Genomic DNA, 23,015 nt, shown 5'->3' on the forward strand with positions numbered 1-23,015 from the left:
GAGCTAGTCCCCTCGCCCCTTTGGGAGAGGGGGAATACCGAGCTAGTCCCCTCGCCCCTTTGGGGAGAGGGGAATAATTACAATCTCACCGGCTTAATATGCCAAATCTCATCGGCGTATTCCTGAATCGTCCTGTCAGACGAGAAATACCCCATGTTGGCAATATTATGGATGACACGGAACGTCCACTCTACTTGCTGGCGATACACTTCATCTACCCTATCCTGGCAATCTACATAACTGCGGAAATCTGCCAATACCTGATAGTGGTCACCAAAGTTAATCAGTGAATCCAGCAGGTCACGGTAACGTGTAGGTTCGTCAGGGCTGAATGTCCCGGTACCAATTTGCGTCAGCACCTGATGCAGTTCTTCATCCTTTTCATAATACTCGCGTGGCTTATAGCCTTCGCGCCGTAGCGTTTCGACCTCTTCGGCCGTATTACCAAAGATAAAGATGTTATCCGCACCCACGTGCTCCAGCATTTCGACGTTTGCGCCATCCAGCGTGCCAATCGTCAGCGCGCCGTTCAGACCAAACTTCATATTACTGGTGCCGGAAGCTTCCGTTCCCGCCAGAGAAATCTGCTCCGAGAGATCCGCCGCTGGGATAATGATCTGCGCAAGACTGACGCTGTAGTTCGGGATAAACACCACTTTCAGGCGATCCTTTACCACCGGATCGTTGTTGATCACCGCCGCCACATCGTTGATGAGATGAATGATGTGTTTTGCCATGTAGTACGCCGACGCCGCTTTACCGGCGAAGATGTTCACACGCGGTACCCAATCGGCTGTTGGGTCTGCCTTAATGCGGTTGTAGCGCGTAATCACATGCAGCACATTCATCAACTGGCGTTTGTACTCATGAATACGTTTGATTTGCACATCAAACAACGCATTTGGGTTCACCACCACATTGAGATGCTGGCCGATGTAACTTGCCAGCCGTTTCTTGTTAGCCAGCTTCGCCTTACGCACATCCTGATGCACAGTTGGGTAATCAATATGCTGCTTCATCTCGTTCAGCTGACTGAGATCAGTACGCCAGGTGCGGCCAATATTTTTATCTAACACTTCTGAAAGTGGTGGGTTCGCCAAAGCCAGCCAGCGACGAGGTGTCACACCGTTGGTTTTATTGCAGAAACGCATCGGGAAGATAGCGGCGAAATCGGCAAACAGCGACTGCACCATTAAGTTGGAGTGCAGCTCCGAAACACCGTTGACTTTGTGGCTGACGACAACCGCAAGCCACGCCATACGGACTTTACGGCCGTTCGACTCATCAATAATCGAAGTACGCCCCAGCAGCTCGGTATCGTTCGGATGTTGCTCCTGCAAGGTTTTCAGGAAGTAGTCGTTAATCTCGAAAATTATCTGTAAGTGGCGCGGCAAAATTTTGCCTAACATGTCCACTGGCCAGGTTTCCAGTGCTTCACTCATCAGCGTGTGGTTGGTGTATGAGAATGCCTGGCAGCAAACCTCAAACGCATCTTCCCAACTGAATTTATGCTCATCAATTAACAAGCGCATCAGCTCAGGGATCGCCAATACCGGGTGCGTGTCATTGAGGTGGATGGCGATTTTATCCGCCAGATTGTCATAAGTTTTATGTAGCTGGTAATGGCGGCTGAGAATGTCCTGCACGGTAGAGGACACCAGGAAATATTCCTGACGCAAACGCAGCTCACGGCCTGAATAGGTCGAGTCATCTGGATAAAGGACTCGCGAAACGTTTTCTGAATGGTTCTTGTCTTCCACCGCCGCGAAATAATCGCCCTGGTTAAACTTACCGAGGTTAATTTCGCTACTCGCCTGCGCATTCCACAGGCGCAGCGTATTGGTGGCATCAGTATCGTAGCCCGGGATTATCTGGTCATAGGCTACCGCCAGAATCTCCTCGGTTTCTACCCAGCGGAATTTTTTAGCTTCCATTTGCACGCGCCCGCCAAAGCGAACTTTGTAGCGTGTGTTGTGGCGCTTGAATTCCCACGGGTTACCGTATTCGAGCCAGTAGTCCGGTGATTCTTTCTGGCGACCATCAACAATGTTTTGTTTAAACATGCCGTAATCGTAGCGAATGCCATAACCACGGCCAGGCAAACCGAGTGTCGCTAATGAATCGAGAAAACAGGCGGCAAGACGACCGAGCCCGCCATTACCGAGGCCGGGGTCGTTCTCCTCGTCTATCAACTCTTCAAGATCCAGCCCCATCTCTTCCAGCGCATTTTTGACATCTTCATAAATGCCTAACGAAAGCAGTGCGTTAGAGAGGGTGCGGCCAATCAAAAATTCCATCGACAGGTAATAAACCTGGCGAACTTCCTGGGAAAGCTGAGCGCGGTTGGAACGCAGCCAGCGTTCGACCAACCGGTCACGAACCGCAAATAGCGTGGCGTTCAGCCACTCATGCTTATTGGCGATAACCGGGTCTTTCCCAACGGTAAACATCAGTTTGTAGGCGATTGAGTGCTTTAAAGCCTCAATGCTCAGCGTCGGTGACGAATAGGAAAATGGTGCGTTCATATCAGTGATTCCTGGTGGATGGCTACAGCAAACGTTGGTACAGATCGCGGTAGGAATGCGCCGCCACCTGCCAGCTAAAATCCATGCCCATCGCCTGACGTTGGACAAATCTCCACAACGACGGGCGGGACCACAACACGAAGGCACGCCTGATTGCTCTTAACAACGACCAGGCATTACTGTCCTCAAACACGAATCCACTGGCGATTCCGTCAGCCAGGTTTTCCAGTGAGCTATCAGAAACCGTATCGGCAAGCCCACCAGTGCGCCGCACCAGCGGCAAAGTGCCATACTTCAGACCATACAATTGTGTTAAACCACAAGGTTCAAAACGGCTTGGCACCAGTATCACGTCAGCTCCGCCCATAATCCGGTGCGAGAAAGCTTCGTGATAACCGATCTGAACGCCCACTTGTCCAGGATGCTCTGCGGCAGCCGCCAGGAAACCTTCCTGCATCACGGTGTCACCGGCTCCCAGCAACGCCAGTTGCCCGCCTTGCTCAAGTAAACCCGGCAACGCCTCCAGCACCAAATCCAACCCTTTCTGGCTGGTTAAACGGCTCACCACCGCAAACAGCGGCGCTTTCTCGTTCACTTTCAGCCCCATCGCCACCTGCAACTGGCGTTTGTTTTCCGCCTTTTCTTCCAGCGTATCGCGGGTATAGCGTGAAGCCAGAAGTAAGTCATGGGCCGGGTCCCAAATTTTTTCGTCCACGCCATTGAGGATGCCGGACAACCGCCCCTCACGGTGACGCTGACGCAACAGCCCTTCCATACCGTAAGCAAATTGCGGCTCGGTTATTTCGCGAGCATAGGTCGGGCTGACCGCCGTAATATGATCAGCATAATAAAGGCCCGCTTTCAAGTACGAAATTTGACCATTAAACTCCAGGCCGTTCATGTCGTAGAACGACCATGGCAGGTCAATTTCATTCATATGATGAGCGAAAAACAGCCCCTGATAAGCCAGGTTGTGCACTGTAAAGACTGACTTTGCCGGACGCCCTCGCGCTTCCAGATACGCTGGCACCAGGCCCGCATGCCAGTCATGCGCATGTACAATATCCGGATGCCAGAAGGGATCCAGGCCACAGGCCATTTCCGCCCCCACCCAACCCAACAGCGCAAAACGATGCACGTTGTCGGTGTACGCGAACTGGTTAGTATCGTGATACGGGCTACCCGGTCGGTCGTATAAATGTGGAGCGTCAATGAGGTAAATCCCCACGCCGTTGAAGTGGCCATATAACAAAGTCATATGACCCGCGAAGGTGTCGCGATGGGCGACCACTTGCGCGTCAACGATGCCACGACGAATGTCAGGGAAAGCAGGCAGCAAGACTCGCGTCTCAACGCCGCCTGCGATTTGTGCCGCAGGTAGCGCACCAATCACATCCGCCAGGCCACCCGTTTTCAGCAGTGGAAAAATTTCAGAACATACATGTAAGACCTGCATTATCGCTCCCGTATGGAAAGTCGTGGCGCGCTCTTAATGTCACAGCAGGCGCGCCGCGCGTGGGTCATTCCTTCACTTATTAACCATGCAATTTGGCAAGCATCTCGCGCGTCACCAGCACAATACCTTCTTCTGAGCGGTAGAAACGGCGAGCATCTTCTTCGGCATTTTCGCCAACCACCATGCCTTCCGGGATGACACAAGCGCGGTCAATAATGCAACGGCGTAAACGGCAGGAGCGCCCGACGATGACATCAGGCAACAATACTGACGAGTCAATGTTACAAAACGAATTAACACGCACGCGCGGGAACAGCACCGACTGAACCACCACTGAGCCAGAAATGATACAGCCGCCGGAAACCAGCGAGTTCAGCGTCATGCCATGGCTACCGGAGCGGTCTTGCACAAATTTCGCGGGCGGCAGCGGCTCCATATGGGTACGGATCGGCCAATCCCGGTCGTACATATCCAGTTCTGGTGTCACCGAGGCGAGATCGAGGTTCGCTTTCCAGTAAGCTTCCAGCGTGCCGACATCACGCCAGTACGGCTCGGCATTCGGGTCAGACTGCACGCAAGAAAGCGGGAAGGGATGGGCAAAAGCAACGCCGGATTTCATCACGTTCGGGATAATATCTTTCCCGAAGTCATGGCTTGAGGAGTCGTCTTTGTCGTCAGCCTCTAACAGTTCGTAAAGGTAATCTGCATCGAAAACGTAGATCCCCATACTGGCGAGCGCTTTGCTGTCATCACCTGGCATCGACGGCGGATTAGCCGGTTTCTCAACGAATTCAATGATTTTCTCTTCGTTATCTACCGCCATAACGCCAAACGCCGAGGCTTCATGTAGCGGCACTGGCATACATGCCACCGTGCAGCGTGCGCCTTTTTCTACGTGGTCAATCAACATGCGCGAGTAATCTTGCTTGTAGATATGGTCACCCGCGAGGATCACCACGTATTCCGCTTTGTAACGGCGGATAATATCGAGGTTTTGTGTCACCGCATCGGCGGTGCCGCGATACCAGTTTTCACCGTGTACACGCTGCTGTGCCGGGAGCAAATCCACAAACTCGTTCATCTCTTCACTGAAAAACGACCAGCCACGTTGGATATGTTGAATCAAGGTATGTGACTGATATTGGGTAATCACGCCGATGCGGCGAATACCCGAGTTAATGCAGTTCGACAACGCAAAATCGATAATTCGGAACTTGCCACCAAAGTGAACGGCAGGCTTAGCGCGCGTTGAGGTCAAATCTTTCAATCGGGTACCGCGCCCACCAGCCAGAATCAGGGCCACGGATTTATTTGGCAGTTGACGTGCCAACATCAGAGGATCGTTCTTATCAAGCTTAACCATGACTGACTCCTTTTTTTATGACTTCTGGAATACGCAGACTCCGTGCGCAGGACCATGCCATACAGCCATCACCACCGGGTTGTCTTCACCGGCAAACGGAGGAATGGCTCGCCATTCCCCTTCGGGTAGTACGATGTCAGCCAACTCTTCGGTCGCGTTAATCGTAATGAGCCAACGTTCAGAAAGTTGGATTTGCAGGCGATGAACCCCGTTTTCCCACTCGTCAGCACTCAGAGGCTGAGCCTCTTTATTCCACCAGCGAACATTGTCATCACCTTCCTCCCACCAGAGATTTCGGGTTAGTGCCGGAATCGTCTTGCGTAGATGAATCAATGCCGCGGTAAATGTGGTTAAGCCATCGTTACAGTGTTCCCAATCAAGCCAGGTCAGTTGGTTGTCCTGACAATAAGCATTATTGTTGCCGTGCTGGCTGTGGCCATGTTCATCACCAGCCAACAGCATCGGCGTTCCCTGAGAAAGCAGTAACAATGTGAGCAAGGCGTGCACGCTGTCGCGCCGCCGCTCTTTGATATTCAGTGAAGCTTCCAGCCCTTCGAAACCATAGTTATTGCTGTAGTTATTATTAGTGCCATCGCGGTTATCTTCGCCGTTCGCTTCGTTATGTTTTTGATTGAAGCTGACACAATCACGCAGCGTGAAGCCGTCGTGGGCAGTGATTAAATTGACACTGGTTGAAGGCTTGCGCTCTCCACGACGGTAGACATCGCTTGAACCAGCAAAGCGGCAAGCGAATCCCCCCAACGATAGATCTTGTCGCAGCCAGAAACGCCGCATGCCGTCACGAAAATGGTCATTCCATTCCGCAAATAGCGGCGGATAGTTCCCCACCTGATAACCTCCCGCGCCAATATCCCACGGTTCAGCAATCAGTTTTATTTGCGACAAAACCGGATCGTTTTTTATCGCTTCGAACAACGGAGCATCCTGCCGGAACTCCGGCGTACGCCCCATGACCGAAGCTAAATCAAAGCGAAAACCATCGATATGGCAGCTATCGACCCAATAACGCAGACAATCCACCATCTGAGCGACCACGCCCGGCGTGCTCAAATTCAACGTGTTACCGCAACCTGTCCAGTTCTGGTAATCACCGTTTTCCATTAACCAATAATAGCTACGGTTGTCGATTCCGCTCAGTGAGAGGGTTGGGCCATCGCGGTCCAGCTCAGCACTGTGGTTCAGAACAATATCGAGAATGACCTCAATGCCCGCTTCGTGCAGTGCTTTTACAGCACCCCGTAGCTCATTGGCGGCCACCAGTGGATCTTGATTTACCGCGTAATAACCTTCGGCGGCGTACAGCGCACGGGGGTTATAGCCCCAATAATTGCTGAGCCCTAAATGGGCGATGCGCGGCTCGGTGACAAAATGCGCCACCGGCAACAATTCAAGCGCCGTAATCCCCAGGCGTTTGAAATAGTTAATCATCACCGGATGACCAAGTGCGGCATAAGTGCCCCGCAACTCTTCCGGGATGCCAGGATGAAGCAGTGTCAGGCCACGCACATTGGCTTCGTAAATTACCGTGTCGCCCCACGGGATTCGTGGGTGCACATCGTCTTCCCAGTCGAATTTATCCTGCACCACCACACATTTCGCCATGTGCGGAGCGCTATCTTCCAGGTTGGGTTCATCATAACCGCCATGCAGATGCGGATGGTCGGCTGCACCGCCAACTACCACGCGAGCACAAGGGTCGAGCAGCAATTTTGCCGGATTAAAACGATGGCCGTTTTGCGGTTCCCACGGCCCATGCACACGATAGCCGTATTTCAGACCAGGTTTAGCGTTGGGCAAATAGCCGTGCCAGATGTCACCGGTTCGCACCGGTAAATCGTAACGTTGCTCGTGACCATGCTCGTCGAACACACACAGTTCGACTTTATGGGCATTGGCGGAAAACAGGGTGAAGTTCACCCCTTTCCCATCGAAGTAAGAACCGTACGGCGCGGAATTCCCGGCGCTGAGTTGTGTCATTCAGCCTCCCGTACCAGCCAAATGGTCGACAGCGGTGGCAGCGTCAAACTTAAAGAGTGATCGCGCCCGTGGCTTGGGATCGCATCGCTGTGTACCGCCCCGCTGTTCCCGGCATTGCTGCCGTGATAATGCATTGAGTCAGTATTCAGTTCTTCACGCCAGCGTCCTGGCTGGTTAATGCCGAAGCGATAGTGGTAACGCGGCACCGGCGTAAAGTTGCTGGCGACAATGATTTCATTACCTTGTGAGTCGCGGCGCACAAAGATAAATACCGAGTTAACGTTGTCTTCCACCACCAGCCATTCGAAACCGTAACTATCAAAATCCAGCTCGTGCATCGCAGCATGTTGGCGATAAGTGCGGTTCAAATCACGCACCAGACGTTTCACGCCGTGGTGCCAGTTGTCGCCGCCTTCCAGCAAGTGCCAGTCTAGGCTGCTGTCATGGTTCCACTCGCGCCCTTGAGCAAACTCATTGCCCATAAACAGCAACTTCTTGCCAGGGAAGGCCCACATCCAACCGTAATAAGCACGCAAGTTGGCAAACTTTTGCCAGGCATCGCCAGGCATGCGGTCGAGAATCGATTTTTTACCGTGTACCACTTCATCGTGCGACAACGGCAGGACAAAGTTTTCGGTGCTGTTGTACAACATGCCGAAGGTCATTTTGTCGTGGTGATACTGGCGATGCACCGGGTCAAGCTTCATGTAGTCGAGAGTGTCGTGCATCCAGCCGAGGTTCCATTTAAACCAGAAACCCAGTCCGCCCATCGACGCTGGACGCGACACGCCCGCAAAGTCGGTCGACTCTTCCGCCATGGTCACGGCACCAGGCGTTTGCTCGCCAATGATGCGGTTGGTGCTACGCAAAAATTCGATCGCCTCGAGGTTTTCACGGCCGCCTTTATCGTTGGGGATCCACTCGCCTGGCTGGCGGCTGTAATCGCGGTAAATCATCGACGCCACCGCATCAACGCGCAAACCGTCAATGCCGAAACGCTCAATCCAGTACAGACCATTGCCGACCAGATAGTTGCTGACTTCACGCCGCCCATAGTTGTAAATCAGGGTGTTCCAGTCCTGGTGATAGCCTTCGCGCGGGTCGCCATGTTCGTACAGCGACGTACCATCGAATTTCGCAAGCCCGGCGTCATCCGTCGGGAAATGCCCTGGCACCCAGTCGAGCAACACGTTTAAGCCCGCAGCATGTGCGGCATTGATAAAGTAACGGAAGTCTTCTCGCGTGCCGAAACGGCGCGTCGGCGCATACAGCCCTTGTGGCTGGTAACCCCAACTGCCATCGAACGGGTGTTCGTTAATCGGCAACAGCTCGAGGTGGGTAAAGCCCATCTCTTTCACGTACGGCACCAGTTGGTCCGCCAGTTCGCGGTAACTGAGCCAGAAATTATTATCAGTGTGGCGGCGCCACGACCCGAGATGCACTTCGTAAATTGAAATTGGCTGATCGAAGCCATTGGCGCGCTGGCGCGCAGGGCTAAGGGTGGTTTTTTCCGGTAACCCGCAAATCAGCGATGCCGTTTCCGGGCGCATTTGCGACTCAAACGCATACGGGTCGGCCTTCAGGCGCAGATGCCCGTCGGTATCAATCAGTTCGAATTTGTATAACTGCCCAGGGTGAGCGCCAGGGATAAAGAGTTCCCAGATCCCGCTTTCGCGGCGTAAACGCATCGGATGGCGACGGCCGTCCCAATAGTTAAACTGGCCAACGACGGAAACACGGCGGGCGTTAGGTGCCCAAACGGAGAAACGCGTGCCGGTGACGCCATCCATCGTGTCGGCGTGCGCACCGAGAGTTTCATAAGGACGCAAATGCGTACCTTCGGACAACAGCCAACTATCCACTTCCTGGATTAGCGGCCCAAAGCGGTAAGGATCATCAATGAGATTTTCATGGCCATGCCACATGACGGCCAGTTGATAACGGAATGGATTTTTACGCCGGGGAATAACCCCGCAAAAGAAACCGCGCGAATCAAGGCAGTCTAATTTACCGACCTTCCCCCCAGTTTTTGGTTCGATAACCCACACTTCGGTGGCGTCAGGTAACAGGGCACGCACTTCCAGCCCGGCATCCGTTTTATGCATTCCCAGCAAGGAAAAAGGATCAGCAAAGTGACCCGCAATTAGCGCATTTATCACGTCTTTTTCTGGATGAACAGACATGGATTTTGTCCTGTTTTTTGTCTTATCCTGACGCTACGCTTACGCGCTCAGGATAACGTTATCATTGACCCAACGGGCAGCGTAAATGAACTCCTGTAAGCTGCTCCGCCCAACAACCTATCAAGACGGTTTTTTCCGCCCTGAATAAAGCATAGCCAACGCGCTGTTTTACTCCTGAAAAATAATTAATAACGATCATACGCTCCATGTATGACGCGAAAAAAAAGGGGCTGCAATGCCCCTTATGTAAACAAGTGTACTTATGCGAGCAGACGCAACATTCTACGTAACGGTTCTGCAGCACCCCACAGAAGCTGGTCACCCACGGTGAACGCTGAAAGGAATTCAGGGCCCATATTGAGTTTACGCAGGCGTCCAACTGGCGTGGTCAGCGTGCCGGTGACGGCAGCAGGCGTCAGTTCGCGCATGGTGATCTCGCGATCGTTTGGCACCACTTTCGCCCACTCGTTATGCCCGGAAAGCATCGCTTCAATGGTTGGCAGAGAGACATCTTTCTTCAGTTTGATGGTGAATGCCTGGCTGTGGCAGCGCAATGCGCCCACGCGAACACACAAGCCATCAACTGGAATAATCGTGCCGGTGTTGAGGATTTTGTTAGTCTCAGCCTGGCCTTTCCACTCTTCGCGGGTCTGGCCGTTATCCAGCTGCTTGTCAATCCACGGGATCAGGCTTCCTGCTAGTGGCACGCCAAAGTTATCCGTTGGCAGGCCGCCGCTACGGGTCAAGTCAGTCACTTTGCGCTCGATGTCCAGAATGGCAGACGCAGGATCAGCCAGTTCAGCCGCAACGTGATTATGCAGTTGGCCCATCTGGCTCAGCAGTTCACGCATATGACGCGCACCGCCGCCGGACGCTGCCTGATAAGTCGCCACAGACACCCAGTCAACCAGGTCATTCGCAAACAAGCCGCCGAGGGACATCAGCATCAGGCTGACGGTACAGTTACCGCCAACAAAGGTTTTGACGCCATTGTTCAGCCCTTCCTGAATGACGTGCTGGTTAATTGGGTCAAGAATGATGATGGCGTCATCTTTCATACGCAGTGAAGAAGCGGCATCAATCCAGTAACCCTGCCAACCGCTTTCACGAAGCTTTGGATAGATTTCGTTGGTATAATCGCCGCCCTGGCAGGTAATGATAATATCCAGCGCTTTCAACGCTTCCAGGTCATAAGCATCTTGCAGGGTGCCATTATTCTGGCCTGCAAAAGACGGGGCCGCGAGGCCGAGCTGAGAAGTGGAGAAGAAAACCGGACGAATGGCGTCAAAGTCGCGTTCCTCAACCATGCGCTGCATGAGAACGGAACCGACCATACCGCGCCAACCGATAAAACCAACATTTTTCATAGAGACTAATCCTGCGAAGAAGATGTGTGCGTTGTGTGCATTAATTGGAAACAGCCTTCACATTACAAAATGCTGCCAAAGTCGCAAGTGAAATTAATCAATGATATGCAAGCGATTAGAAATACAACTTATTAGAGACAATTATTCATGACCGAAATCATTTCTGCGGCAGTGCTGTTAATCCTGATTATGGACCCGCTGGGCAACCTGCCGATCTTTATGTCAGTGCTCAAACATACCGAGCCAAAACGCCGCCGCGCCATCATGATCCGCGAGCTGCTGATTGCGCTGATCATCATGCTGATTTTCTTATTCGCTGGGGAAAAAATTCTCGCATTCCTTAACTTACGCGCCGAAAGCGTTTCCATATCCGGCGGGATTATTCTGTTCCTGATTGCGATTAAAATGATTTTCCCAAGCCATGAAGGTAATGCCTCTGGCCTGCCTGCGGGTGAAGAACCGTTTATCGTGCCGCTGGCAATCCCGCTGGTTGCCGGACCGACGCTGCTGGCGACATTAATGTTGTTATCGCACCAGTATCCGAATCAGATGGGGCATTTAGTGATCGCGTTACTGCTGGCCTGGGGCGGTACCGTGGCAATTTTGCTGCAATCTTCGCTGTTCTTGCGCCTGCTGGGCGAGAAAGGTGTGAATGCGCTGGAACGCCTGATGGGCCTGGTGTTGGTGATGCTGGCAACGCAGATGTTCCTCGATGGCCTGCGGGTGTGGATGAAGGGATAAACTTGCGTCCCCTCTCCCCCAACTGTCTCTTGTACACATCTTTGAAGAACAGTTCCTGCCAATTCGGAGAAGGTTCCGTTCACCAGGCGATTGAATGTTTATGTCGCCACGAAACCGGTGAACGTCTTAGGGTGGCCACCGTCGCCACCCTAAGGACCCGGACTCCCGGCAAATAAATCGCCGCAAGCGGTAAACCTCCATTTAGCCTCCGTGTCAGGGTCGGTTGCGATTCGTTCCCGACGATCGCGCCCTCCAGCCGTTCCCGACGGCTGGACCCTGCCACCTGGAGTCAAAATGGAGGCGATTTAAGCCGGACCCGAAATTCAAGGTCAAAGTCATAAGCCAGAGCGGTTTTGACCTTGTTCCCGGCTTCGATCGCACCGTTTGCGGGAATTACAGAGATAACTGAACGCACGGGTGAACGGAAAACCTGCGGGGCTGACAGCCCTCAGGGAGAGAGTTAATTGTAGGGCGGGCAAGCGCAAGCGCCCCCGCCACAAACATTAAAGCTCGATAACCAATCCCGCCTCGTACGAATCCGGTGTAATCACCACACCGTGTTCACCCGCTGCACTCTTGCCTTGCTTCACGCCTTTCACACTGCCGATATTACGCAGACACAGCGTCCAGTCTTTCGCCTGGCCTGCGCTTTGTACCGCCAGCGTATTGCCTTCGCGACGCACCTTCAGCGTGAAGACAACCGAACCGTCTGCCGCCGGGACTTCACAAATCGCCTCGCGGCCATCGTCCAGGTTAAACAGCTGGAAAGCGGTGCCTTCGTGCCACGCGTAATCTGGTTTCTGGTCATTATTACCCAGCGCCAACAGCGTATTGTCACGCACATAAACCGGCAGGCTCTGGAAATCATGCTGCTCTTTATGCCAGCGGCTACCTTGCGCTTGCTGGTTGTTGAGCAGATGCGTCCAGCGCCCTTCTGGCAGATAGAACTGCACGTCGCCCGCCTCAGAGAACACCGGCGCAACCATCACTGAATCACCCAGCATGTACTGGCGGTCGAGATAATCGCAGCCCGGATCGTCCGGGAACTCCAGCATCATGGCGCGCATCATCGGCGTACCGAACTCTGCGGCCTGCGCTGCCTGACGGTACAGATACGGCATCATGCGCGATTTCAGCTGCGTGAAGTGGCGCACCACATCGCAAGCTTCGTCGTCATACGCCCATGGCACACGGTAGGATTTGCTGCCATGCAGGCGGCTGTGGCTGGAAAGCAGCCCGAATGCGCACCAGCGTTTATAAACATGCGCCGGAGCGGTGTTTTCGAAGCCGCCAATATCGTGGCTCCAGAAACCAAAACCAGACATGCCGAGCGACAAACCACCGCGCAGACTTTCTGCCATTGACTCATAGTTGGCATAGCAGTCGCCGCCCCAGTGAACCGGGAATTGTTGTGCGCCAACGGAGGCCGAACGGGCAAACAGTACGGCTTCTTCGTCGCCCAGTTCCTGCTTGAGCACGTTCCACACCAGCTCGTTATAAATGAACGCGTAATGGTTATGCATTTTCTGCGGGTCGGAGCCATCGTGCCACACCACATCGGTTGGGATGCGCTCGCCGAAGTCAGTTTTGAAGCAATCCACACCCATGCGCACCAGGCGTTTCAGATGGCTTGCGTACCAGTCGCAAGCCGCCGGATTGGTGAAATCAACAATCGCCTGGCCTGGCTGCCATTTATCCCACTGCCACACCGCGCCGTTCGGGCGTTTCAGCAGATAGCCTTTTTCCATCCCTTCGCGGAACAGCGGAGATTTCTGACCAATGTACGGGTTAATCCACACGCAGATTTTCAGACCACGCGCTTTCAGGCGTTTCAACATGCCTTCAGGATCGGGGAAGGTCACCGGGTCCCACTCGAAATCACACCACTGGAAGGCTTTCATCCAGAAGCAGTCGAAGTGGAACACATGCAGCGGCAAATTACGTTCGGCCATGCCGTCGATAAAACTATTCACCGTCGCTTCGTCGTAGTTGGTGGTAAAGGAAGTGGTGAGCCACAGGCCAAACGACCACGCTGGCGGCAGCGCCGGGCGGCCAGTGAAGCGGGTGTAACGGTCAAGAACCGCTTTCGGCGTTGGGCCGTCAATCACGAAATATTCGAGATATTCACCTGCGACGCTGAACTGCACTTTGGATACTTTTTCGGAACCGACTTCAAAGGAGACACATTCCGGATGGTTCACCAGCACGCCGTAGCCACGGTTAGTGAGGTAGAAAGGAATGTTTTTGTAAGATTGCTCGGTGCTGGTGCCGCCATCGCGGTTCCAGGTTTCCACCGTCTGGCCGTTTTTCACCAGCGCGGTAAAACGCTCGCCCAGACCATAAACCGTTTCGCCAACGCTCAAATCCAGGCGCTCGAACATGTGCGTGTTGCCGCTGTTAGCATCCTGCACATAACCGTTATTTTTCACCGCACTGCCGGTGATGCGCACGCCATCGCGCAGGAAATCCAGCGCCCATTCAACACCTTTGGTGACACGCACCGCCAGATTGCCGCTTTTCAACTCGGCAAATTCAGCGGTGTTTTGCATCGACACTTTCACGTCGTGCAACACGTTCAGTGGATAATGCGGGCCGTTATCCACCGCGCCCTGGAAATGCTCGATACGCACGCCGACCACACCTTCCTGCGGGGAGAAAAAGCGTAACGTAAACAGTGGGGTATCAAGCTGATTTCCCCGCTCGCGCACATCCTTCATGCCTGCATACACCACCATCTCATTACCCTGCTGTTCCACATCAAACACTTGCACCGGGTGGATAAGCGCTAAACCGGGCTGGATAAGCCAGTTACCGTCACTAATTTTCATTATGCCGTCCTTTTCAATGCTGAATTTTTTGGAAACGGTGTGCCCGTGGGTCTGGTGCGCACCTTCAAAAATGAATGTGAAAAATTCGATATCAAAGGTTGTAAAGCATCGGGGACGGACGATGAATTCTAATTTCTGGTTATCAGATTATGTTTCTTGATAAGTGTGAGCGGAGTCGCTCTCTTAGCAGACTAAGATTTAAGGAATGGGTGTTTTTCGCGCGGTTTGATTGATCTGGCTAATAGTTTCAGAAGAATCATGGGGTAAAGGGGAAAGCATTGTTTGGTAAGGGGGAAAAACTGGGTATACTGCGCACCGCCTCCATGTAGCAATCGAGGCAAGGAAGATCGTCGTCTCCGGTGAGGCGGCTGGACTTCAAATCCAGTTGGTGCCGCCAGCGGTGCCGGGCAGGTTCAACTCCTGTGATCTTCCGCCATTTTCTTACGGTCTATTTTCTATATTTCAACAGCAAAATTAATTCAGGTAAATACAGCGATTAGATCGCTCCTTGGTTTTTTAACATGTCAGCATTTTTTAAAATAAACTTCGCAGAGGTAATATTATTATCACAATAACTGACTGCCCACTGATTTAAAATAATCCATATAAACGCAGCCCTTTCTGTTAAAAGAACTTTATTCTCTTCATCGGGAATAGAAAAATCTCGTCTTACTTCATTTTTCAGCGTCTCATTGAGGCTAGCATTTATTTCTAGTTCAAGAGGAAGAAACTTATTCCATAGTTCATCGTATTCCAAGCTATGTTCACGGTCTATATCACACTCTGTTTCCGTAACATCTATAACTCGAGAAAAATTAAAATTCTTGAACTTGATCAATGTGTTACTATTCTCGTGATGCGCTCTAAATATCCAATTCCTTCCATCAAACATAATGACCAAAGGGGATAATACCCGCTCACTCTTATCGGCATTAGCAGCAGAATAATACCTACATTTGATATTTTTCTTGTTATATATACTCCGCGTAATTGTAGCTATAGAATCTCTATTTAATAAAGGTTGATGCAAGCCAATCCGTTCATATCTTATTATTTTTCGTCCACGTAATAATTTATTTTTGTCAAATCCGGTTGCAAGCATACTTAGTGCATCCTCAGCGTGAATATCAATCAATGGGACGAATGATTTTTCTAATAGGAATTTTTTTTCCTTATTACTATATGTGATATTTTTTGGTCGAACTTTTTTATATTCACTAAGGATTCTGGTCGCAGTGATCTCCGAAACAGAAAACTCATTTACTAAATCGGTTCTGGACAAGCTACCTGTGTAGAAGGATTTAAAATCGATGAAAGCAAGCCTTATGGCAAGTTCATGATCCCCATTCAAAACTTCAGTGAAAGTCTTAAGTGACATTTTGTTATACCTCAACTAACCAGTTTCTATCCTGATAGTTTAACACTAACACCCACCATAGTGTCACCCAAAGTCGATATCATTTTGATAACCATATGAAGTAAAAATGCTCACTAGATATAGTGGCGATTAAATGCCTAACTCTAGCATTTATTTGATATGTACGTATTGACAAGGGTACCACAGAGGAATAGTCTGATTTCAGACAGAAGGATGGTCCTTCCGTTCTAAATAAAAAGAGGTGTAGAAATGGCTACTAACCCACCAAAAGACAACAGTCGTATTGGCATGGTTAAACAACGATCTCAGACTTTTAATCCAGTAACCGAAACCTGGGTTAAACGTAATACCGAGACCGGTCGCTTTATGGATGTAAAATCAAATGGTGAACCCTTCAAAGGAGTTCGCAAGGAAAAATAAAACGAGATCACGATCAGATAAATCTCGTTTTATTTAAATTGAATGCACTTAAATTTCCGCCAAGAAAAAAGTGCCTAATCCGCAATGGGACTATTGGCAATACTCTCAGTTTCTGAAAGGACAGTCAATAGTCTTATTTTATGAGACATCAAATATATGAATTTTCAACATTACGATCTTCGTACATTGAGTGCTGGCCAAACTGTAGAGATCAATCTTTCAGGTAATTCTGCAAATGTAAAACTGATGGATAATAATAACTTTAATCTCTACAGAAACGGCAGTCGCCACCAATACTTTGGTGGTCATGCAACGTCCTCTTTGACTCGATTGAATGTTCCTCATACTGGGCATTGGCATGTTACTGTAGATTTAATCGGATACCGGGGTACAGTCCGGTCAAGCGTTAATGTATACTAGAAAAATTAACAACTTTAACGAGGTCTAACCATGGCCTCTTTTATAATATGAAAGCACTAGCATTATTTGGGAGTACAGCACGTCACGAACGAGATTTTAACTCTGATATTGATTTATTAGGTGTTTACGACGGTTCAGCGATAAGATCAGTAAATAGATCTATTGTAAGTTTATTTTTATATCCAGAAGATTATTTAGTCGAAAAAATGACCACCGGCGATTTATTTGCACTTCATTTGGTTAAGGAATCAACAGCGATTTATGGTGCTGATGTTCTTCAAAATATATTTGATAATTTCAGGTATAAAGATAGCTATGGTGAAGATATTTGCACTGCAATTTATTTAGCAAATTCCATCCTTAAAGAATATGCAAAAATAAATAACAAAAAAGAAGCAAATAAAAAAATAGTATGGTGTTTAAGAACTATTATAATCTCTTTGTCTGCTCAAGATCGAACTCCCGTTTTTTCTAAAAAATCCCTTTCCGAATATATAAAACTAGATAAAATCACAGCCAGAGATATACTCACAATGATTGATCTAAAAACATCAAGCATGCCTATACCTTTGATATATTTGAATTTATTTCATGATTTCTTTTATCACTTTGAGATTAAATTCGCATCAGATATGAATGGTATAAATAGAAAACTCATTACTAATTGCTTGATAAATCTTGGTATAATTTCAGGTTCATCAAATTTAAAACAACCACCTTATATTTAATTATAAAAATAAAGTTTACCCTTTGGGTTCAATCCCTTTCCCCTTCAAAGCTTCGCGAGCTAAATTCTTAAACCAGTTCGCAAGGCTCATTCCTTGCTCCGCAGCTTCTACATCTAACTGCTCACGCAAAGCCGGATCTATACGCATTTTGAACTGGGGCGACTTCCCACCCCCTTTTGGTTTTTTTTCACGTGATACAATTGACATGAGGCCACCTATTAGTTCATCTTAGCTATATAGGAGGCCACATTATCATGTGAACTCCTAAAACAGCAACGCCCCGGAGTGCGCTAACACTACCGAGGCGTTTAACCACAAACGTTAATGGAGTTAACGGCATGGCTAACACGAATACTATCACAACCAATCCCCTTGAAACCGCATACACACAACCAGTTATTGAATCCGCAATCACAACGCTATTAAAAACCCCTCTCGGAGCAACGCACGATCTCTTCCAGGTGCTCGACGCCTGCCAGCATTATGTCGATGCGATGATTGAAAACGATGACAACACCGAATGTATGGCGCTTTGTGGGCGTTTGTATGCAGCACTGGAAATGTTGAAGTTCGCGCTTAAAGCGCCGTTACCAGCCCATCTAATCGAACGCCTGACGGTGGATGTGGCAGAACCCGATAATTATCGCGGCGCGCTTTCTACCGATTCAGAAACCCTGCGCGAATACAGCGCGGCGTTAGCCATGCTTTTGTTGCAGCGCCAGCAGTCACCGGAACAAAGCGAACACATCACTGGATTATTATTCGAGTTGATCAACGTTCTGGTCGAGGATTTGAAAACACCGCGTTTTGTTCGTACCGATGGTGGACTGGCAATGATTAGCGGCGAAGCGGTTCCAGGGATTCACTAGTTTTCCCAGGGCGGTTAAGCGTAGCGCCACCCACCAAAAAACGGTGGATGACGCTTGCGCTTATCCACCCAACAAATGCCTCGCAATCAGTCCAGAAATAAACCCTTCGTAATACACCTTAACATTCTGTCTTACTCTCAACAGGTACTATTTTGATTCACTATTAAAGGGATATTTCTGCATGAATAAGTTGATGAAAATTTTGTTGTTAAGCGGCGTTGCGTTGTCTGCTACTGCTTGTTCAAGTGACTATGTGATGTCGACTAAAACCGGTGACATGATTGTGACGCAAGGGAAACCGCAGGTGGATAAAGATACCGGCCTGATTAGTTACACCGATGCGCAAGGTAACGAACGCCAGATTAATGACGAGCAAATCGTGCAGATGATTAAGAAGGACTGATTTGCTGTGCAGATACCAGCCAGCCCATGCTGACTGGTATCTCGTCTTAGCGTGCTTGACCTACCCGCCACGCAACATCACGCATAGCATCGCGCGCTGCCTGGCTGATACCACCAAGCTGGAAGAAGCCGTGGATCACGCCAAGATAGCGTTGGCAGGTGGACTCAACGCCTTGATCCATCAGGCACTCATGCAAGACCTCACCTTCATTGCGAAGTGGGTCGTATTCAGCGGTGATGATATGCACCGGTGGCAGGCCTGCAAAATCTTCACGAAATAACGGGCTGGCTTCATCATCCATTGGGTCAAGATCGGGCATGTAGGCTTCGTAACCGGAAAGCAGCGTATCGCGGGTAATGATGTAGTCGTAGCCATTTTCCTGATAGCTGACAGATTCCGCCGTCGCGTCCAGCATCGGGTAAATCAGCATCAGCCGCGCAGGCAACCAGTTTCCCGCACTTTTCAGGCGCAGAGCGGTGACCAGGGCAATATGTCCACCAGCGCTGTCACCCGCGAGCGTGATTCGTTCACGATCCACTTCCAGCTGTTCAGCCGCTTGCCAGATAGCGTCCGCTGCACGCTCAGCATCATCATGCGCTGCCGGATAAGTGTGCTCCGGGGCTACGCGATACTGAACGGCAATCACCCGACAACCACTGTGATAGCAAAGCTGGCGTAACGGATTGTCATGGGTTTCAAACCCACCGCTAACAAAACAACCACCGTGGTAATAGATCACGGCTGGAAGCGATCCGGTCGCATTTAGCGGGGAAAATATGCGTAACGTGCAGCCATTAAGGCTGATATCTTTCACGTCGACTCGGGTTTCCGTTTCACCCGCTAAAACAGTGCTGGCGATATACCCAGCCCGGCGTTCGGCAAAAGTTTGTTGGCGTGAAGAAGGTCGGCCAGAGTCGATGAATTCATCAACCAGCCCGGCGATTGCGGGTTCGAGGGACATAGCGGAATTCCTTTTATGCTGTATAGATGAACAGTTATATCGCATTTATGGGATCGCGTGAACCGAGTTTTTTCACTATTTCAGCATTCTGGAAAGCGCCTCGAACAAATGAAAACTTCCAGGAAAAAGCAGATAACCGTACGCTTTTTGAGGTTTATAGTACCCAGCAAGCTCATTCACAAAACAACATTAGATGCCGTAAATAATGTAAATGGTTAAACATTGTGCGATTTACCCATCGTGTTAAAATGAGTTTAAACATTGTTTAATTTGGTAATCATTGTGAAAACGCTGATTCGTAAATGGGGTAATTCCGCAGGGGCCATTATTCCTGCAGCTGTTCTGGAGAAAGCTGGGATGAGAATAGGTGACAAAGTGGATATTGAAGCCGTTGAGGGTGGAATTATGTTGCGAGTCGCAAAGCCGATATACACGCTAAGTGAGTTACTGGCCCAATCACCCGAAGGAAGTTTCGAGCTTGATGATGAAGACCGTGAGTGGCTGAATTCTCCGCCTGTTGGCAAGGAGATCGATTAGGTGAGTCTTTATATGCCTGATAGAGGCGATTTAGTGTGGCTCGATTTTGATCCTGCCGCTGGTCACGAACAAGCCAAAACTCGGCCTGCGCTAGTATTGTCTCCAGTCGAATTTAGCCGCAAGGCTGGCATGGCGATTGTGGCACCAATAACATCTCGTGTTCGTGGCAATGCATTTGAAGTACATCTGACAGAAACTCACACCCGGGGGGTTGTCATTTGCCATCATGTTAAATCAATCGATTTCCGGGCCAGACAGATGCGTTTCATTGAAAAAGCACCTGAAGAAGTCACAGAAGAGGCGCTGTCCAGAGTGAAGGTATTTTTCGAATAACACAGTGGGATGCAAAGCATCCCACTGCATCACTTACTCGCCTTCCCCTGGGAACAGGAAAGGATTGATGCTGCTGCGGGCAAAGCCTTCTTGCTCCATGCGTGCATCCAGCACCAGCGAGGCTAAATCGTCGGCCACGGCTTCAACTTTGGCATCTTTTTCCTGATAGAGGATCTTCAGGTAAGTGCCGCAGTCGCCGCAGCTTTCCGCTTTAATCGCTGACTGCTCGCTTTCCAGCGACCAGTAGTTCAAATCGCGGGTTTGCTCGCAGTTGCTGCATTTAATGCGCACCACATGCCATTCGGTTTCGCATAAGTTGCAATGCAGGTAACGCAGGCCGCTGGTGCCGCCAATCTGCACCACGCTGGAAACCGGAATCGAGCCGCAAACCGGGCAGAACTGGCGTTGTTCACCGTATTCAGCTTTCGCACGGCCTGGGATCAGGCTCGCCATTTGCGCCCAGTAGAGCGATAACGCCGCCCAAATGAACGGGGCTTTATCACTGCTTACCAGCGCAAAATCAGCGTTAAACAGCGCGGTCGCCATCTCTTCGAGTTCTTGCGTCGACGCCTTTTCCAGGTTTTCGATAACTGCCAGTGCCTGGCCGCTCATCTCTGGTTTCAGCTCGGCAATCAACGAATTCAGCAGGCGCTGCCAGTGGGGATCACGCGGTAAAACGTGAATATCCAGCGGCGGCTTGCCGGTTTCCGATGACTTCTGAATCAGCGCCGTTAAATCCATTTCCAGCGGGTGGTCGTACAGCACCACTTCCTGGGCGTGGGCGATCAGTGCAGCAAAGCGCAGGAAATCACCCAGCGGATTATCGGTCGCCAACTCAAGCAGGCGTTCAGCGCGGCGGTTATAGAGATTTTTCAGCCTGGGGAACAGCAACGGCGGGATCATCTCCGCCGTGCGTTTATCGCTCTTCTCCAGCTGGTCTTGCGGGATTATGCGAATACTCATTCCGATCGTTTTTCCTGTTTTTGGCGAACTTCACGATACCATTTCGGATGGTGTTTTTTGGCCCAGGTCGTGGTGACCCAGCCTTCCACCATCGCGGTAATCGTGCCTTTCACCCAAAGGGCGGCATAGATGTGGACCATAATAACCACAATCAGTGCCACTGCTGCAAATGAATGCACCAACAGGGCAACGCGAATCAACGGGATTGAGAATGCAGGCGCGAAGTACGGGCGCCAGATAATCACGCCGCTCACCAGCAACAGTACCAGGAAGATAATCGCCGCCCAGAACACGCATTTCTGGCCGAAGTTATACCGCCCGGTGTCCCCCACTTCTTCGTTAACGACGATCTTGCGAATATTCTTCGCCCAGAAAATATCGTCACGATTGATGAGGTTATGGTGCCAGTAACGGAAAAACATGATGATAAACGAGGCAAACATCACCACACCGACGAACGGGTGGAGAATGCGCGCCAGTTGCGGCGTGCCCAGAACGTTCATCAACCAGTTAAAGGAGGGGAAGAAAAACCCCAGCCCGCTGATGGCCGCCAGCATAAAGCAGAAGGCGGTTACCCAGTGGTTGATACGTTCAGGCGCGCTGTAACGCTGAATAGTCACTTGTTTTTTCATGGTTTGCGCACCTCGTCGTCGTCATGGTGCAGGTTATCGTCCTCTTCTTCGGCACGGTTCGGGCCGACCCCCACATAGTGGAACACGCTGGCGGCGAAGGTTGCAGCAAAGCCAATAGCGGCGAGCGGCTTCCAGACACCTTTCCAGAATTTCACGGTTGGGCTGATGGACGGGTTCTCTGGCAGGCCGTGATACAACGTCGGCTTGTCCGCATGGTGCAGCACATACATAACATGTGTGCCGCCAACGCCTTCCGGGTCGTACAATCCGGCGTTGTCGTAACCGCGCGTTTTCAGTTCGCTCACACGCTCGCCCGCCAGGTTTTTCATATCCTCTTTCGAGCCGAAATGAATTGCACCAGTTGGGCAAGTTTTCACGCAGGCAGGCTCCTGGCCGACGGTCACACGGTCTACGCACAGGGTGCATTTGTAGACACGGTTGTCCTCCGGGTTCAGGCGCGGCACGTCGAACGGGCAACCGGCGATGCAGTAACCGCAGCCGATGCACTGCTCAGACTGGAAATCGACAATGCCGTTGGCGTACTGAATGATTGCGCCTTCAGCCGGACACGCTTTCAGGCAGCCTGGGTCCGCGCAGTGCATACAGCCATCTTTGCGGATTAACCATTCCAGTTTGTCGTTTTGTTCCACTTCCGAGAAGCGCATCACCGTCCATGATTTGGCGGTCAAATCTGCCGGGTTATCGTAAACGCCGACGTTGCTGCCGATCTCATCGCGCAGATCGTTCCACTCCGAACAGGCCACCTGGCAGGCTTTACAGCCGATGCAGGTGGTCACGTCGATAAGTTTCGCAACCTCTTGCTGGTGATCCCGCGCTTGTGGCGCGGGTGTGAGGCCATTGGTGGCGGAACGACGGATGATGTCCTGAGATTGATAAGCCATAATTCGTC

The 23,015-nt window shown here is 50.8% G+C and carries 20 protein-coding genes and 1 tRNA gene; 8 read left to right on the plus strand and 13 right to left on the minus strand.

The annotated features are described in order from the left end of the window. Window positions 1-77: 77 nt before the first annotated feature. The 6 genes from glgP to asd all read right to left on the minus strand — a co-directional run bounded on the left by glgP (window position 78) and on the right by asd (window position 10,892). A complete protein-coding gene (glgP, locus tag EC843_RS08915; RefSeq protein ID WP_133522104.1) occupies window positions 78-2,525 on the minus strand; it encodes a glycogen phosphorylase in 2,448 nt (815 codons plus the stop codon). A gap of 22 nt (window positions 2,526-2,547) precedes the next feature. Next, complete coding sequence (gene glgA / locus EC843_RS08920; protein WP_064542740.1) at window positions 2,548-3,981, minus strand: glycogen synthase GlgA; 1,434 nt, start codon at window positions 3,979-3,981, stop codon at window positions 2,548-2,550. 79 nt (window positions 3,982-4,060) lie between these two features. Beyond that, window positions 4,061-5,344: a glucose-1-phosphate adenylyltransferase gene (gene glgC, locus EC843_RS08925; protein WP_064542737.1), complete on the minus strand. Its 1,284-nt coding sequence runs from the start codon at window positions 5,342-5,344 to the stop codon at window positions 4,061-4,063. A 15-nt stretch (window positions 5,345-5,359) separates the two neighbouring features. Beyond that, entirely contained in the window at window positions 5,360-7,342 is a 1,983-nt protein-coding gene (gene glgX, locus EC843_RS08930; protein WP_064542734.1) for a glycogen debranching protein GlgX, read from the minus strand. Next, a complete protein-coding gene (glgB, locus tag EC843_RS08935) occupies window positions 7,339-9,525 on the minus strand; it encodes a 1,4-alpha-glucan branching enzyme (protein WP_064542731.1) in 2,187 nt (728 codons plus the stop codon). Before glgB ends, glgX begins: the two co-directional genes overlap by 4 nt. 260 nt (window positions 9,526-9,785) lie before the next feature. Beyond that, a complete protein-coding gene (gene asd, locus EC843_RS08940) occupies window positions 9,786-10,892 on the minus strand; it encodes an aspartate-semialdehyde dehydrogenase (RefSeq protein WP_064542728.1) in 1,107 nt (368 codons plus the stop codon). Between the two features lie 147 nt (window positions 10,893-11,039). On the opposite strand from asd, the gene EC843_RS08945 reads away from it, so the two are divergent. Continuing rightward, on the plus strand, window positions 11,040-11,633 hold the full coding sequence (locus EC843_RS08945) for a YhgN family NAAT transporter (protein ID WP_064542726.1): 594 nt from the start codon (window positions 11,040-11,042) through the stop codon (window positions 11,631-11,633). Window positions 11,634-12,136: 503 nt separating this feature from the next. Here the strand turns inward: EC843_RS08945 and yicI are convergent. Then, a complete protein-coding gene (yicI, locus tag EC843_RS08950; RefSeq protein ID WP_133522105.1) occupies window positions 12,137-14,461 on the minus strand; it encodes an alpha-xylosidase in 2,325 nt (774 codons plus the stop codon). A 341-nt stretch (window positions 14,462-14,802) separates the two neighbouring features. Here yicI and EC843_RS08955 point away from each other — a divergent pair. Beyond that, window positions 14,803-14,897 (plus strand) — tRNA-Sec (locus EC843_RS08955). A 60-nt stretch (window positions 14,898-14,957) separates the two neighbouring features. Here EC843_RS08955 and EC843_RS08960 read toward each other — a convergent pair. Next, window positions 14,958-15,839: a WYL domain-containing protein gene (locus EC843_RS08960; RefSeq protein WP_133522106.1), complete on the minus strand. Its 882-nt coding sequence runs from the start codon at window positions 15,837-15,839 to the stop codon at window positions 14,958-14,960. Between the two features lie 249 nt (window positions 15,840-16,088). On the opposite strand from EC843_RS08960, the gene EC843_RS24530 reads away from it, so the two are divergent. Beyond that, complete coding sequence (locus EC843_RS24530; protein ID WP_166642057.1) at window positions 16,089-16,259, plus strand: hypothetical protein; 171 nt, start codon at window positions 16,089-16,091, stop codon at window positions 16,257-16,259. 467 nt (window positions 16,260-16,726) lie between these two features. Then, window positions 16,727-17,407, plus strand: coding sequence for a hypothetical protein (locus EC843_RS08970; protein ID WP_133522108.1), 681 nt, complete (start codon window positions 16,727-16,729; stop codon window positions 17,405-17,407). A 15-nt stretch (window positions 17,408-17,422) separates the two neighbouring features. Here EC843_RS08970 and EC843_RS08975 read toward each other — a convergent pair whose 3' ends face one another. Further along, a complete protein-coding gene (locus EC843_RS08975) occupies window positions 17,423-17,614 on the minus strand; it encodes a toxin-antitoxin system HicB family antitoxin (protein WP_133522109.1) in 192 nt (63 codons plus the stop codon). A 131-nt stretch (window positions 17,615-17,745) separates the two neighbouring features. Between EC843_RS08975 and EC843_RS08980 the strand changes: the two genes are divergently transcribed. Together EC843_RS08980 and EC843_RS08985 are read left to right on the plus strand one after the other, a co-directional pair. Then, on the plus strand, window positions 17,746-18,276 hold the full coding sequence (locus EC843_RS08980; protein ID WP_133522110.1) for a hypothetical protein: 531 nt from the start codon (window positions 17,746-17,748) through the stop codon (window positions 18,274-18,276). A gap of 193 nt (window positions 18,277-18,469) precedes the next feature. Further along, window positions 18,470-18,679, plus strand: coding sequence for a YgdI/YgdR family lipoprotein (locus EC843_RS08985; protein ID WP_064542803.1), 210 nt, complete (start codon window positions 18,470-18,472; stop codon window positions 18,677-18,679). Window positions 18,680-18,725: 46 nt separating this feature from the next. Here the strand turns inward: EC843_RS08985 and EC843_RS08990 are convergent, their stop codons facing one another. Continuing rightward, window positions 18,726-19,640 carry an alpha/beta hydrolase gene (locus EC843_RS08990; protein ID WP_133522111.1) on the minus strand — a complete coding sequence of 305 codons (915 nt, stop codon included), beginning with the start codon at window positions 19,638-19,640 and terminating at the stop codon, window positions 18,726-18,728. Window positions 19,641-19,922: 282 nt separating this feature from the next. Between EC843_RS08990 and EC843_RS08995 the strand changes: the two genes are divergently transcribed. Further along, window positions 19,923-20,177, plus strand: coding sequence for an AbrB/MazE/SpoVT family DNA-binding domain-containing protein (locus EC843_RS08995; RefSeq protein ID WP_083963253.1), 255 nt, complete (start codon window positions 19,923-19,925; stop codon window positions 20,175-20,177). Further along, the gene (locus tag EC843_RS09000) at window positions 20,178-20,510 is read left to right on the plus strand and encodes a type II toxin-antitoxin system PemK/MazF family toxin (protein WP_232887123.1); all 333 of its coding nucleotides are present in this window, start codon (window positions 20,178-20,180) and stop codon (window positions 20,508-20,510) included. Window positions 20,511-20,543: 33 nt separating this feature from the next. On the opposite strand, the gene fdhE is transcribed toward EC843_RS09000, so the two are convergent. The 3 genes from fdhE to fdxH are packed head-to-tail and all read right to left on the minus strand — an operon-like array spanning window position 20,544 to window position 23,007. After that, on the minus strand, window positions 20,544-21,473 hold the full coding sequence (gene fdhE, locus EC843_RS09005) for a formate dehydrogenase accessory protein FdhE (protein WP_064542696.1): 930 nt from the start codon (window positions 21,471-21,473) through the stop codon (window positions 20,544-20,546). Further along, window positions 21,470-22,105 carry a formate dehydrogenase cytochrome b556 subunit gene (fdoI, locus tag EC843_RS09010; protein WP_064542693.1) on the minus strand — a complete coding sequence of 212 codons (636 nt, stop codon included), beginning with the start codon at window positions 22,103-22,105 and terminating at the stop codon, window positions 21,470-21,472. The genes fdhE and fdoI overlap by 4 nt, the downstream gene beginning before the upstream one ends. After that, window positions 22,102-23,007 (minus strand): formate dehydrogenase subunit beta, encoded by a 906-nt coding sequence (fdxH, locus tag EC843_RS09015; protein ID WP_064542691.1) that lies wholly within the window; start codon window positions 23,005-23,007, stop codon window positions 22,102-22,104. The genes fdoI and fdxH overlap by 4 nt, the downstream gene beginning before the upstream one ends. Between the last annotated feature and the right edge of the window lie 8 nt (window positions 23,008-23,015).

It is taken from the genome of Buttiauxella sp. JUb87 (genome assembly GCF_004361975.1).
GTDB classification, from domain to species: Bacteria; Pseudomonadota; Gammaproteobacteria; order Enterobacterales; family Enterobacteriaceae; genus Buttiauxella; species Buttiauxella ferragutiae.